Annotated in this window: 7 protein-coding genes; 2 read left to right on the forward strand and 5 right to left on the reverse strand. The window is 69.7% G+C overall.

Features of this window, described 5'->3' with window-relative positions; translation table 11 throughout:
• Window positions 1-24 precede the first annotated feature (24 nt).
• Window positions 25-3759 (forward strand): ABC transporter ATP-binding protein, encoded by a 3735-nt coding sequence (locus SACGLDRAFT_RS16625; RefSeq protein WP_005466034.1) that lies wholly within the window; start codon window positions 25-27, stop codon window positions 3757-3759.
• Between the two features lie 364 nt (window positions 3760-4123).
• Entirely contained in the window at window positions 4124-7834 is a 3711-nt protein-coding gene (locus SACGLDRAFT_RS16630) for a multifunctional oxoglutarate decarboxylase/oxoglutarate dehydrogenase thiamine pyrophosphate-binding subunit/dihydrolipoyllysine-residue succinyltransferase subunit (RefSeq protein ID WP_005466035.1), read from the forward strand.
• A 102-nt stretch (window positions 7835-7936) separates the two neighbouring features.
• On the opposite strand, the gene SACGLDRAFT_RS16635 is transcribed toward SACGLDRAFT_RS16630, so the two are convergent.
• The 5 genes from SACGLDRAFT_RS16635 to SACGLDRAFT_RS16655 form a co-directional block, all read right to left on the reverse strand.
• Window positions 7937-10201, reverse strand: a complete 2265-nt coding sequence (locus tag SACGLDRAFT_RS16635) for a heavy metal translocating P-type ATPase (protein WP_408640261.1) — start codon at window positions 10199-10201, stop codon at window positions 7937-7939.
• A 94-nt stretch (window positions 10202-10295) separates the two neighbouring features.
• Window positions 10296-11186: a hypothetical protein gene (locus SACGLDRAFT_RS16640; protein WP_005466038.1), complete on the reverse strand. Its 891-nt coding sequence runs from the start codon at window positions 11184-11186 to the stop codon at window positions 10296-10298.
• 25 nt (window positions 11187-11211) lie between these two features.
• On the reverse strand, window positions 11212-11418 hold the full coding sequence (locus SACGLDRAFT_RS16645; RefSeq protein WP_005466039.1) for a heavy-metal-associated domain-containing protein: 207 nt from the start codon (window positions 11416-11418) through the stop codon (window positions 11212-11214).
• Window positions 11419-11471: 53 nt separating this feature from the next.
• Complete coding sequence (locus SACGLDRAFT_RS16650; RefSeq protein WP_005466040.1) at window positions 11472-11753, reverse strand: metal-sensitive transcriptional regulator; 282 nt, start codon at window positions 11751-11753, stop codon at window positions 11472-11474.
• A 216-nt stretch (window positions 11754-11969) separates the two neighbouring features.
• A complete protein-coding gene (locus SACGLDRAFT_RS16655; RefSeq protein WP_005466042.1) occupies window positions 11970-13541 on the reverse strand; it encodes a S8 family peptidase in 1572 nt (523 codons plus the stop codon).
• Window positions 13542-13773: the final 232 nt, after the last annotated feature.

A 13773-nucleotide genomic window follows, 5' to 3' on the forward strand; every position in this document is an offset into this window, starting at 1 on the left:
CGGCGTCACGAAGAGGGGTCGTGAGTGGAGAGCACAACATCGGCATCGACACCCACTCACGGCCCCTCTCGTCGTTCCTCCGGATGGATTCGACGGCTGGCCTCCGCGTGCTGGCGGCACCCGGTGCTCGTCGTGCTGGCACTGTCGGCGGCCGTCGTGGGGGTGGGGCTACAGGCCGCCACTCCCCTGCTCGTGCGTGCGGCCGTGGACGACGCGGTCGCGGGTGACACCTCGCACCTCGCCGGGTTGGCCGCGGCACTGGTGGGCCTGCACCTGCTCGCGTTCGGCACCGCGTTCGCCCGGCGTTACCTCGGAGGCAGGCTCGCCCTCGACGTGCAGCACGACCTGCGCCGGGACGTGTTCGCGTCCGTGTCCCGCCTCGACGGCGGCAAACAGGACTCGATGAAGACCGGTCAGATCGTGTCGCGGGCCATCACCGACCTGCAACTGGTCACCGGGTTCCTGATGCAGGTCCCGTTGTCGGCGGGATCGGTGGTCTTCGCCCTGCTCGCCCTCGGCGCGATGCTGTGGATGTCCCCGGTGCTCACCCTCATCGCGCTGGTCGTGGCCCCCGCCGTGGGCGTGGTGGTGGCGGTGAGCCGCAAACGCCTGTTTCCGGCCACGTGGTCGGCGCAGCAACGCGCCGCCGACATCGCCCAGCAGGTCGAGGAGACCGTCACGGGTGTGCGGGTGGTCAAGGGGTTCGGACAGTCCGAGCGGGAGGTCACCACACTGTCCGGCCGAGCCCGCAGGCTCTACGCCGAACGGCTGCGTGCCGCTCGGCTCGCGGCAGTCCCGACGGCGACCACCTCGGCGCTCCCCGCCGCGGGACAGGTGGCCGTACTCGGGGTCGGGGGCGTCCTCGCGCTGCACGGCGAGATCAGTCTCGGCACGTTCCTGGCCTTCGCCACGTACGTCTCGGCACTGGTGGGCCCCGCGCGCATGCTCGCCAGCCTCGTCGTCCAGGCCCAGCTCACCCGCGCCGGGGTCGAGCGCGTGAACGAACTCGTCGACGCCCAGCCCGAGGTCGTCGACCCGCCACATCCGAAACCGGTGCCCGACGGTCCCCTGGAGGTGCGCTTCGAGAACGTGCGGTTCGGATACACCCGCACCGAACCGGTCCTCGACGGGTTGTCCCTGCACGCCCGTCCCGGAGAGACCCTCGCGCTCGTGGGCACCGCCGGCTCGGGGAAGTCGACGATCTCGCTGCTGCTGCCCCGGTTCTACGACCCCCACGTGGGCAGCGTCCGGATCGGCGACGTGGACGTGCGCGAGTTCTCCCTGGCCGACCTGCGGAACACCGTCGGGGTGGTGTTCGAGGAGGCGTTCCTGTTCTCGACGTCGGTGCGCGAGAACATCGCCTACGGCAGGCCGGACGCCACCGACGACGAGATCGTGGCCGCCGCCAAGGCCGCCGAGGCCCACGAGTTCATCCGCGCGCTGCCCGACGGCTACGACACCCTGGTCGGTGAGCGCGGACTCACACTCTCGGGCGGACAGCGCCAACGGCTCGGCCTCGCCCGCGCGCTGCTGACCGACCCGAGGGTGCTCGTGCTCGACGACGCGACGTCGGCCGTGGACACCGTGACCGAGGCCGCGATCCACGACACGCTCCGCAGCGTGACGAAGTCGCGGACCACCATCCTCATCGCGCATCGGCGCTCCACGCTCGCGCTCGCCGACCGGATCGCGGTCCTCGACGGCGGCCGGGTGGTCGACGTGGGCACCCACGACGAGCTGTGGCGGCGGTGCGAACTGTTCCGTGACCTCGTCTCCGGACCCGGCGACGACGTCGAGGAGATCCACCGGCACGACGACCTGGTGCCGGACGAGACCGGCATCACCCCCCGGCTCTGGCCGGAGGTGACCGAGGACGACAGCCCGAGCCCGGTGACCTCGGCGAGCAGGACGACGGCCGGCGGGCCGGGTTCCCGCGCCTCCCTCGATCTCCCGCCCACCCCCGAGCTGCTGGAGCGGGTGCGCCGCCTGCCCGAGGCCACCGGGGAACCTCGGCTGGGCGGCGAGAACCCCACCGCGCCCGACCCGCACTTCCGGCTGCGCGGACTGCTGCGGCCGGTGCGCGCGCTGCTGGCCGCCGTGGTCGCCCTCGTGGCCGTCGACGCGCTCGCCGCCGTCGCCGTCCCCGCGTTGTACGAACGCGGTGTGGACGACGGTGTCCGGCAGGGAGTGGAGTCCGCCGTCTGGTGGGCCGCGATCGCCGGGATCGTGGTGATCGCGGCGGACTGGCTGGCCGTCTACGCACAGACCCGACTCACCGCTCGTACCGGCGAGTCGGTGCTCTACCTGCTTCGGGTACGCAGCTACGCCCACCTGCAACGCCTCGGTCTCGACTACTACGAACGCGAGCTCGCGGGCCGGATCATGACGAGAATGACCACCGACGTCGACGCGCTGTCGACGTTCCTGCAGACCGGCCTCGCGACCGCGGTGGTGAGCGTGCTGACGCTGGTGGGGATCAGCGCGGCACTGGTGGTGACCGACGCGAGCCTGGCGCTGTTCGCGTTCGCCGTGTTGCCGGTGCTCGTGGTGGCGACCGTGTTGTTCCGCCGCCGCGCCTCGGCCGCCTACTCCGAGGCCAGGGAACGGGTGAGCGCGGTCAACGCCGACATGCAGGAGAACGTCTCCGGGCTGCGCGTGGCGCAGGCCTACACCCGCGAGCAGCACTCGGCGAAGCAGTTCGCCTCGCGCAGCGACGCCTACCGGCGGTCCCGGCTGCGCGCGCAGCGCTACGTCGCGACGTACTTCCCGTTCATCACCCTGCTCTCGGGCGTCGCGGAGGCCGTCGTGCTGGTGGCCGGGGCGAACCGCGTGGCCGAGGGAACCCTCGCCGTCGGGGTGCTCATGGCGTTCCTGCTGTACCTGGGGCTGTTCTTCTCGCCCGTGCAGCAGTTGTCGAGCGTGTTCGACGGCTACCAGCAGGCCAAGGTGGGGTTGCGGCGCATCGGCGACCTCCTGCGCACCCCCACGTCGGTGCCCCCTCCGGAGAACCCGGTCCCGGTGCCGCCCCGACTCCGGGGCGAGGTGGAGCTCAAGGACGTCGAGTTCCACTACCCGCACGCGGAGAAGCCCGCGCTACGGGACGTCAACCTCCACGTGCCCGCGGGCACCACGGTGGCGCTCGTGGGCGCGACGGGCGCGGGCAAGTCCACGGTGGTCAAGCTCGTCGCGCGGTTCTACGACGTCACGGACGGCCGGGTGTGTCTCGACGGCGTGGACGTCCGCGACTACGACCCCGAACAGCTTCGCGGGCGGGTCGGCGTGGTGCCGCAGGAGTCGCACCTGTTCTCCGGCACGGTGGCCGACAACGTGCGCTACGGCCGTCCCGACGCGAGCGACGCCGAGGTGGAGGCCGCGGTGAGGGCCGTGGGGGCGCTGCCCGCCATCGCCGCACTGCCGAACGGTTTCCGGCAGCAGGTCGGCGAACGCGGCCGGGCGCTCTCGGCGGGACAGCGGCAGCTCGTGGCCCTGGCCAGGGCGGAGCTGGTGGACCCGGACGTCCTGCTGCTCGACGAGGCCACGGCGGCGCTCGACCCGGCCACCGAGGCGGCCGTGCTCCGGGCCACCGACCGCCTCGCCTCGGCACGTACCACGTTCGTGGTCGCCCACCGACTGGCCACGGCCGCGCGGGCCGACGTGATCGTGGTGCTCGATCACGGCCGCATCGTGGAGCAGGGCACCCACGAGGAGCTGCTCGCGGCGAACGGGTACTACGCGCGGATGTGGCGGCACTCGGAGTAGGAAGGCGGCACCTCCGAAACCGAGCCGTCACCGGGTTCGATTCGCGAGCACGACCATCCGGTGGACCTTCGAGGACTTGCCTCGAAAACGCCCGAGTCGTCGGCCTCCGCGAACCGCCGGGTAACGGCGTTCCGGACAGCGCGAGGCGCGGTCCCGGAGAACGATAGAGTCCTCACTCTGCCGACGGGCGAGAACGACAACAGGTTGTTGTGACAACATTCACCTTATCGATACAGTCCGGTCAGGGCGCTCTTCCCCCTACGTCATGGGCGAGTTCGGTGACGCCCGGCGAAACCAGGGGGTTAGCCTGGTAGGCGCGAATTCACCAAACCAAGATCGAGACGGATAGAGGCGAGTCCTAGCCGTGTCCAGCAGCAGCCCTGCGTCACAGTTCGGCCCCAACGAGTGGCTCGTCGAGGAAATGTACGACCAGTTCCTCGCCGATCCTTCCTCAGTCGACGCCGCCTGGCATGAGTTCTTTGCCGACTTCAAACCCACCCAGAGTGCACAGGCAAAGCCGGACGCCGCAGACGCAGAGCCGAAGTCGTCCGCGAACGGCCAGTCGACAACGCAGACCACTCCCAAGCCGGCGCCGAAGAAGCCCGAGCCGGCTGCCGGAGCCACCTCGGCTCCCAAGGCCCCCGCCCCCAAGGCGGCGCCGAAGCCGGAGCCGAAGCAGTCCTCCGCCGCCACCACGCGGACGGCTCCGCCCAAGACCACCACCGAGCCCGAGCGCAAGCCCCTGCGCGGGGCCGCCGCGGCCATCGCCAAGAACATGGACGCCTCGCTGAGCGTCCCCACCGCCACCAGCGTGCGCGCGGTGCCCGCCAAGCTGATGGCGGACAACCGCATCGTCATCAACAACCACCTGAAGCGCACCCGCGGTGGCAAGGTCTCGTACACGCACCTCATCGGCTACGCGATGATCCGTGCGCTGCGCGACTTCCCGAACATGAACCGGCACTACGCCGTGATCGACGGCAAGCCGCATGTCGTGACGCCGGAGCACGTCAACCTCGGCCTGGCCATCGACATGAAGGGCAAGGACGGGCAGCGCTCCCTCGTCGTGGCCTCCATCAAGAACTGCGAGAACATGACGTTCCTGCAGTTCTGGCAGGCCTACGAGGAGATGGTCAAGAAGGCCCGCAACAACAAGCTCACCGCCGACGACTTCGCGGGCACCACGATCTCGCTGACCAACCCCGGCGGCATCGGCACCAACCACTCGGTGCCCCGCCTGCAGTCCGGCCAGGGTGCCATCATCGGCGTCGGCGCGATGCAGTACCCCGCGCACTTCGAGGGCACCAGCGAGCAGACCCTGGTCAAGCTCGGCGTCAGCAAGATCATGACGCTGACCTCGACCTACGACCACCGCATCATCCAGGGCGCGGAGTCCGGCGAGTTCCTCAAGCGCATCCACGAGCTGCTGCTCGGTGAGGACGGCTTCTACGACGACATCTTCACGTCGCTGCGGCTGCCGTACGAACCGGTGCGCTGGGTCGAGGACATCCCCGAGGGCGAGATCGACAAGACCGCCCGCGTGCTCGAACTCATCGACGCCTACCGGACGCGCGGCCACCTGATGGCCGACACCGACCCGCTCAACTACCGGCAGCGTCGGCACGAGGACCTCGACATCCTGTCGCACGGCCTCACGCTGTGGGACCTCGACCGCGAGTTCGCGGTCGGCGGGTTCGCCGGCAAGGAGCGCATGAAGCTGCGCGACGTGCTCGGCGTGCTGCGCGACTCCTACTGCCGCACGGTGGGCGTGGAGTACACGCACATCCTCGACCCCGACGAGCGCCGCTGGATCCAGGAACGGGTGGAGGTTCCGCACGAGAAGCCGAGCCCCTCGGTCCAGAAGTACATCCTGAGCAAGCTCAACGCCGCCGAGGCGTTCGAGACGTTCCTGCAGACCAAGTACGTCGGGCAGAAGCGGTTCTCGCTGGAGGGCGGCGAGACCGTGATCCCGCTGCTCGACACGGTGCTGGACAAGGCCGCCGAACACCAGCTCGACGAAGTCGTCATCGGCATGCCGCACCGCGGCAGGCTGAACGTGCTGGCCAACATCGTCGGCAAGCCGATCTCGCAGATCTTCCGCGAGTTCGAGGGCAACCTCGACCCCGGTCAGGCGCACGGCTCCGGCGACGTGAAGTACCACCTCGGCGCTGAAGGCAAGTACTTCCGCATGTTCGGCGACGGTGAGACCAAGGTGTCGCTGACCGCGAACCCGTCTCACCTGGAGACCGTCGACCCGGTGCTGGAGGGCATCGTCCGCGCCAAGCAGGACCTGCTCGACAAGGGCGACCGCGAGACGGGCGGCTTCAGCGTGCTGCCGGTGCTGCTGCACGGTGACGCCGCGTTCGCGGGCCAGGGCGTGGTGGCCGAGACGCTGAACCTCGCGCTGCTGCGCGGCTACCGCACCGGCGGCACCGTCCACATCATCATCAACAACCAGGTGGGCTTCACCACCGCGCCCGAGCACGCACGCTCGTCGCAGTACGCCACCGACGTGGCGAAGATGATCGGTGCGCCGATCTTCCACGTCAACGGTGACGACCCCGAGGCTGCGTACTGGGTCGCCCGGCTGGCCGTGGACTACCGCCAGGCGTTCAACAAGGACGTCGTCATCGACATGATCTGCTACCGCAGGCGTGGCCACAACGAGGGCGACGACCCGTCGATGACGCAGCCCGCCATGTACGACATCATCGACGCCAAGCGCAGCGTCCGGAAGACCTACACCGAGGCGCTGATCGGTCGCGGCGACATCTCCATGGAGGAGGCCGAGGCCGCGCTGCGCGACTTCTCCAGCCAGTTGGAACACGTGTTCAACGAGGTCAGGGAGCTGGAGAAGCACCCCATCGCGCCGAGCCCGTCGGTGGAACAGCACCAGCAGATCCCGGCTCAGGTGCCGACCGCGGTGACCCGCGACGTCATCGAGCGCATCGGCGACGCGTTCGTCACGCTGCCCGAGGGCTTCACCCCGCACCCGCGCGTCAAGCCGGTCCTGGAGCGGCGCAAGAAGATGTCCCGCGAGGGCAACATCGACTGGGCGTTCGGCGAGCTGCTCGCGTTCGGGTCGCTGGCGCTGGAAGGTCGGCTCGTCCGCCTGTCCGGCCAGGACTCCCGGCGCGGCACGTTCACCCAGCGGCACTCGGTGCTCATCGACCGCAAGACGGGCGAGGAGTACGCGCCGCTGCAGCACCTGTCCGAGGACCAGGGCCGCGTGATGATCTACGACTCGGCGCTGTCCGAGTACGCGGCCGTCGGCTTCGAGTACGGCTACTCGGTGGCCAACTCCGAGGCGCTGGTGATGTGGGAGGCGCAGTTCGGCGACTTCGTCAACGGCGCCCAGACCGTCATCGACGAGTACATCTCGTCCGGTGAGGCCAAGTGGGGGCAGCTCTCCGACGTCGTGCTGTTGCTGCCGCACGGCCACGAGGGCCAGGGTCCCGACCACACCTCCGGCCGCATCGAGCGGTTCCTCCAGCTCTGCGCGGAGCACTCGATGACGGTGGCGGTGCCGTCGACCCCGGCGAACTACTTCCACCTGCTGCGCAGGCACGCCCTCGACGGCGTGAACCGCCCGCTGATCGTCTTCACCCCGAAGTCGATGCTGCGCAACAAGGCGGCGACCTCGGCGGTGGAGGACTTCATCGGCGACTCGAAGTTCCTGTCGGTCATCGGTGAGCAGGAGGTCGACCCGGCCAAGGCCCGCAAGGTGCTGCTCACCTCCGGCAAGCTCTACTGGGAGCTGGTGGCCGAGCGTCGCAAGCGCGAGGCGAACGACGTCGCCATCGTGCGCGTCGAGCAGTACTACCCGCTGCCGAAGAAGAAGCTCGTCGCCGAGATGGAGCGCTACAACAAGAACGCCAAGATCGTCTGGGTGCAGGAGGAACCGGAGAACCAGGGTGCCTGGCCGTTCTTCGGTCTGAACCTCCCGCGCAAGCTGCCCGAGGTGTTCTCGAACCTCGACGTGGTGGCGCGCAGGCCGATGGCGGCGCCGTCGGCGGGCTCGTCCAAGGTGCACGAGGTCGAGCAGAAGGCCCTCATCGCCAAGGCGTTCGAGTAAACCTCGAAACCACGACTCGATGGCGGCGGTACCTCACGGTGCCGCCGCCATCGGCGTTTCCGGGACTCGGGAGTCGAGGGTTGCCTCCCGCGAGCGGGACGCTCAGGCAGCGACGGGGGTGTTCACCGGCTTCGCGGGGACCTCGCCGGTCGCGACGGGCGTGACGATGCTCCGGAAGCCCCGCAGTCGCAGGCTGTTGCTGACGACGAACACCGAGCTGAATGCCATCGCGGCACCGGCGAGCATCGGGTTGAGCAGGCCCGCAGCCGCCAGCGGCAGCGCCGCGACGTTGTAGGCGAAGGCCCAGAACAGGTTGCCCTTGATGGTGGCCAGGGTGCGGCGGGAGAGCCGGATGGCGTCGGCGGCGACGCGAAGGTCGCCTCGGACGAGGGTGAGGTCGCCGGCCTCGATGGCCACGTCCGTCCCGGTTCCCATGGCCAGCCCGAGATCGGCCTGGGCGAGCGCGGCGGCGTCGTTGACCCCGTCACCGACCATCGCGACCACCCTGCCCTCGGACTGCAGCCGCTTGACGACCTCCAGCTTGTCCTTCGGCAGCACCTCGGCGATCACGTCGTCGATGCCGACCTCCGCGGCGACCGCCTTGGCCACGGCCTCGTTGTCGCCGGTCAGCAGCACGGGCCTCAGGCCGAGGGCCCGCAGCTGAGCGACCGCCTCCGCCGACGTGGGCTTGACCTCGTCGGCCACCACGAGCACCGCCCTGGCCCTGCCGTCCCAACCCACGACGACGGCGGTGCGGCCCGCGCGCTCGGCCTCCGCCTTCGCCGCCTCCAGCTTCGGCGGCAGGGAGTGGCTCCACTCGGCCAGCAGGGCGGCACGCCCGACCAGCACGGCCCGGCCGGCCACGACGCCTCGCACCCCGAGCCCCTCGACGTTGGTGAAACTTTCCGGCGTGGCGAGGGAACCGACGCGCTCGGCCGCTCCCCGAGCGACGGCACGGGCGACGGGGTGTTCGGAGGCGTTCTCCAGGGCACCGGCGAGTCGCAGCACCTCGTCGGCGTCCTCGCCCTCGGCGACGTGGACGTCGACCAGCGTCATCGCGCCGGTGGTGACGGTCCCGGTCTTGTCCAGCACGACCGTGTCGACCCGCCGCGTCGATTCGAGAACCTCGGGGCCCTTGATCAGGATGCCGAGCTGAGCGCCGCGCCCGGTGCCCACGAGCAGAGCGGTGGGCGTGGCCAGCCCCAACGCGCACGGGCAGGCGATGATCAGCACCGCGACGGCCGCGGTGAACGCCGCCGAGGTCGAGGCCCCGGCGCCGAGCCAGAACGCGAGCGTGCCCACGGCCAGCGCGATCACGATCGGCACGAACACCCCGGAGACGCGGTCCGCCAGGCGTTGCACGGCGGCCTTGCCGGTCTGCGCGTCCTCCACCAGCTTGGCCATCTGCGCCAACTGCGTCTCGGAACCCACGCGCGTGGCCCGCACCACCAGGCGGCCCCCGGAGTTCACCGTCGCGCCGACGACGGTGTCGCCGGGCCCGACCTCCACGGGAACCGACTCACCGGTGAGCATGCTCGCGTCGACCGCCGAGGTACCTTCCTCCACCACGCCGTCGGTGGCGATCTTCTCCCCCGGCCGGACGACAAAGCGGTCGCCGACGGCGAGCCGCTCCACCGGAATCCGGTGTTCGGTGCCGTCGCGCAGGACGGCGACCTCCTTGGCGCCCAGTTCCAGCAGTGACCGCAGCGCCGCCCCGGCCCGCCGCTTCGACCGGGCCTCGAAGTAGCGTCCAGCCAGGATGAACGTGGTCACGCCCGCGGCGACCTCGAAGTAGATGTTGCCGTCCCCGCTCGTGCGCTCGACGGTCAGTTCGAACGGATGGGTCATTCCGGGCACGCCCGCGCTGCCGAACAGCAACGCGTACAGCGACCAGGCGAACGCGGCAAGCGTGCCCATCGACACCAGCGTGTCCATCGTGGCCGTGCCGTGACGCAGATTCGTCCACGTGGCCCGATGGAACGGCCACGCCGCCCACGTCACCACGGGAGCGGCCAGGGTCAGCGAGATCCACTGCCAGTACTCGAACTGCAACGCCGGGACCATCGCCAGCAGCACCACCGGCACCGAGAGCACGACGGCGCCGATCAACCGCTGCCGGAGCGACCGGGCGGCCGCCTCGTCCCGGTCGGTCTCGTCACCGTCGGTCTCCTCCCGCGGTGGCTCCGGGGGACGAGGCAGCTCGGCGGTGTATCCCGCGGCCTCGACCGTGCTGATCAGCTCGGCCGGGTCCAGCTCCACGGGAAAGGTGACCTTCGCCTTCTCCGTGGCGTAGTTGACGGTCGCCGTGACGCCGTCGAGTTTGTTGAGCTTGCGTTCGACACGGTTGGCGCACGACGCGCACGTCATGCCCCCGATCGCGAGCTCGATGTCGCGGGTGGCCGTGACATCGCTCGCTGCGACGTCGGAACTCAAAGTCCACTCCTCCAGATCGAACGGCGGCTCAGTGTCCGTGGGGTGCGCCGTGGGTGGTCACCGTGAACTCGGCCGTGTGGACGGTGCCCCCGTGTCGGAAGTCGAGGAACAACCGGTAGGTACCCGCGGAGGGCACCTCGACGGCGAACTTGACGTCCCCCGCTCCCGCCTCCCCGGAACCGTCCGGGTGGACGTGCAGGTACGCGAGGTCCCCCGTCCGCAGCGCGACGAGGTGACCGGCCGCTCCCAGGTACGGTTCGAGGTCGGTGACGGGACGATCGTCCTTGCTGACGCTCACGGTGACCGGTGAGGTTCGTCCGGGCGCCAGGTCGCCGACGAGCCGTACCTCGTAGCCGTCGACGTGCGCGATCCGGGAGGGTTCGTGCCGTACCGGCCGGAAGTCGCCCGGTACGGCCAGGTCCACTCCCAGCGTCATCGGCTCTCCCCCGGCGGGGGTGAAGTCCGCGAACGCGCGGTAGCTGCCCGGCTGGTCGATCGTGATCGGCACGCTCCACGTGCCGTCGTCTCCCATCACCGGATGGACGTGCTGGAAGTGGCTCGCGTCGCGGCGCACCAGCACCAGGTGCATTCGCTTGGTGTGTTCGACGTCGAACCGCGTCACCGCCTCGCCGTCCGGCCCCGTGATCCGGAAGGTGAAGGTGTTCTCCTCCCCGGAGGCGAGCGTCGTGTCGGTGGGTGTGAGGGTGTAACCGCCCCGCGACGACGCCAGTCCCTCGGGCAGCTGCCGAGTCGCCCCCGCGACGGTGCCGCCGTGGACGTCCCCGTGCGCGGCGTCCTCGCCACCGCGCACCCCGGCTTCCTCGGTGAGGGGACCGACAGCCGCGCCGACACCCCAGCCACCCAGGGCGACCAGGGCCAGCGACGCACCGTAGGCGGAGAGCTTGACCGCTGTGTTCATGTCGTGCTCGTCTCCGCGCCCGTGATCAGGCGCTCAACGTGTACCCCGCTTCTTCCACGGCCTTGCGGACGTCCTCGATAGCGAGTTCGCGCTCGCTGGTGACCGTCACCTTGCCCGTGGGCAGGTCCACCGCGACGTCGGTGACACCCGCGATCTCACGTACCTCCTCGCTCACCGAGCTGGCGCAGTGGCCGCAGGTCATGCCGGTCACGGTGTAGGTCTGCTCGACCATGTCGTCGTTCCTTTCGTGGTCGTACTACGGGCAGGGGGAAACGGGTTCGAACGTCAGGAACGCACCAACCGCGCGATGGCGTCGCTGGCTTCCTTCACCTTCGCGTCCGCCACCTCGCCACCCTCGGCGATCGCCTGGGCGACACAGTGCCGCAGGTGCTCGTCCAGCAGCCCGAGGGACACGGCCTGCAACGCCTTGGTCGCCGCCGCGATCTGCGTGAGCACGTCGATGCAGTACTCGTCGTTCTCCACCATGCGTTGCAGCCCACGGATCTGGCCCTCGATCCGGCGCAGCCGCCTGAGGTACGCGTCCTTGTCTTCCGTGTATCCCCGCATTCGGACTCCTCGCCTCGTCGACACCGCCGTTCGAGGTTACCCCGTACCCGTATCCCCGAGTCCGGTTTCGGCGCCGCCGACACCGCCCTTTATACCCTAGGGGGGTAAGTCATCGTCAACGCGGGTCCCGCGACAGTGGACACACGAAAAGCCCGCCCGCACGGTTACGCACCGGTGCGGGCGGGCCGCTTCTCGACGAAGGGTGTCAGTCCCCGATCACGGGGTCAGCGTCCAGCTGTTGAGGTAGCCGGTGTCGCCGTAGTAGACGTCGGTCACCCGAAGCTGCCAGGTGCCGTCGGCCGGGGAGCCCGACGCGTCGACCGTGTAGGTCTCCCTCACGTCGTCCCCGGAGTCCCAGCCGGAATTCTTCAGCCGGTGGGTGGTGCCGTCGGGAGTCACCAGGTCGATCCTCAGGTCACCGCGGAAGGTGTGCCGAATGTCCACCTCCACCGTGGTGGTGGCGGAGGCGGCTCGGTCGCAGCCCGCGACGGTCACGGAGCTGGTCACGGTGCGGCCGTCGAGAATCGCCACGCCGGAGGCGTTCGTGACCGGGGCGCACTCGGTGGGTTCGGGTTCGGGCTCGGGCTCCGGGGTGGTGCCGTCGCTTCCCGTGTACAGCAACACGTTGGGCGAGCCGCTGCCCGGATTGCCGACGGCCCCGCTCGTGCCGTTGGCCACCAAGGCGTCCCGCACCTGCTGCGGGGTGGCCGAGGGGTGGTCGGCCAGGTACAGCGCCGCCGCGCCCGCCACGTGCGGCGTGGCCATCGAGGTCCCGCTGATGGTGTTGTAGTCGGAGTCGCTGCCGATCCACGCGGACGTGATGTTGCTGCCCGGCGCGAAGATGTCGAGGCAGCTACCCACGTTGGAGAAGCTCGACCGCGCGTCCGTGCTCGTGGTGGAACCGACGGTAATGGCCTCCTCCGTCCTCGCGGGCGAGGTGTTGCAGGCGTTGGCGCCGTAGTCGTTGCCCGCCGCCACCGCGTAGGTCACGCCCGCGGCGATCGAGCGGCGCACCGCGTCGTCCACCGCGGTGGACACGCCCCCGCCCAGGCTCATGTTCGCCACGGACGGACCGGAGGCGTTCTCGGTCACCCAGTCGATACCGGCGATCACGCCGTCGTAGGAGCCGGAACCCGAGCAGTTGAGCACCCGCACGCCGATCAGCTCGACACCCTTGGCGACGCCGTAGGAGCGGCCACCGATCGTGCCCGCCACGTGGGTGCCGTGGCCGTTGCAATCGTCGGCGTTGCCGTCGTTGTCGACGAAGTCGTACCCGTGGCGAGCCCTGCCCTCGAAGTCCTCGTGCGAGATCCGAATGCCCGTGTCGATGACGTAGACGTCGACGTTCGACGCCGTGGTGGAGTAGCTGTAGGTGTCGTCGAGCGGCAGACTCCGCTGGTCGATCCGGTCGAGGCCCCACGACGGCGGGTTCTCCTGGTCGGCCGTGGCGTGGAAGACGCGGTTCTGCTCCACGTAGGCGACACGGGGGTCGGCCGCCGCCCGCTTGGCCATGGTTTCGCTCATCGTCGCCGAGAAACCGTTGAGCGCGCTGTCGTAGACGTGTTCCACCTGAGCGCCGTGCCGATCGGCGACGTCGGAGACCGTCGCTCCGTCCTTCAACACGACGATGTAGCTGTCGGCGATGGCGCCTTCTGCGTCGGCTCCCAGGATCGTCCCTTCCTGGGCGGAGACGGGGAGGGCCGCTCCCCACACGGTCAAAGCGGCGACCCCCGCGGTGATTCCGGCACCGGCAAGGGATCTACCGCCGAACTTTCGGTGACCTCGCACGTTTCCTCCTACACGTTCCGGTGAACGTTGGCGGAAAACGTAAGCCCGAAACCTTTCGACGGGTACCTCTTGCCTTACCCGGCCCCAGGGGGTAACCGTCGGGTTCGAGCGGCCGCGAAAAGCGGCAAAACCACCCTGTTGGTCCGACCCGAAAGTAGGACCAATCTCTTACTTCGGACGCGTCCGTGCGCCCCGCACGGCCACTGTCGTGTGACATACCCCACTAAATCCG

The sequence above is a fragment of the Saccharomonospora glauca K62 genome (assembly GCF_000243395.2).
GTDB classification, from domain to species: domain Bacteria; phylum Actinomycetota; class Actinomycetes; order Mycobacteriales; family Pseudonocardiaceae; genus Saccharomonospora; species Saccharomonospora glauca.

Excerpts from the sequence above, each read along its gene's own strand:
- SACGLDRAFT_RS16635 (WP_408640261.1), bottom strand. The coding sequence starts at position 10,201 with ATGACGTGCGCGTCGTGCGCCAACCGTGTCGAACGCAAGCTCAACAAA.
- SACGLDRAFT_RS16640 (WP_005466038.1), bottom strand. The coding sequence starts at position 11,186 with ATGAACACAGCGGTCAAGCTCTCCGCCTACGGTGCGTCGCTGGCCCTG.
- SACGLDRAFT_RS16645 (WP_005466039.1), bottom strand. The coding sequence starts at position 11,418 with ATGGTCGAGCAGACCTACACCGTGACCGGCATGACCTGCGGCCACTGC.
- SACGLDRAFT_RS16650 (WP_005466040.1), bottom strand. The coding sequence starts at position 11,753 with ATGCGGGGATACACGGAAGACAAGGACGCGTACCTCAGGCGGCTGCGC.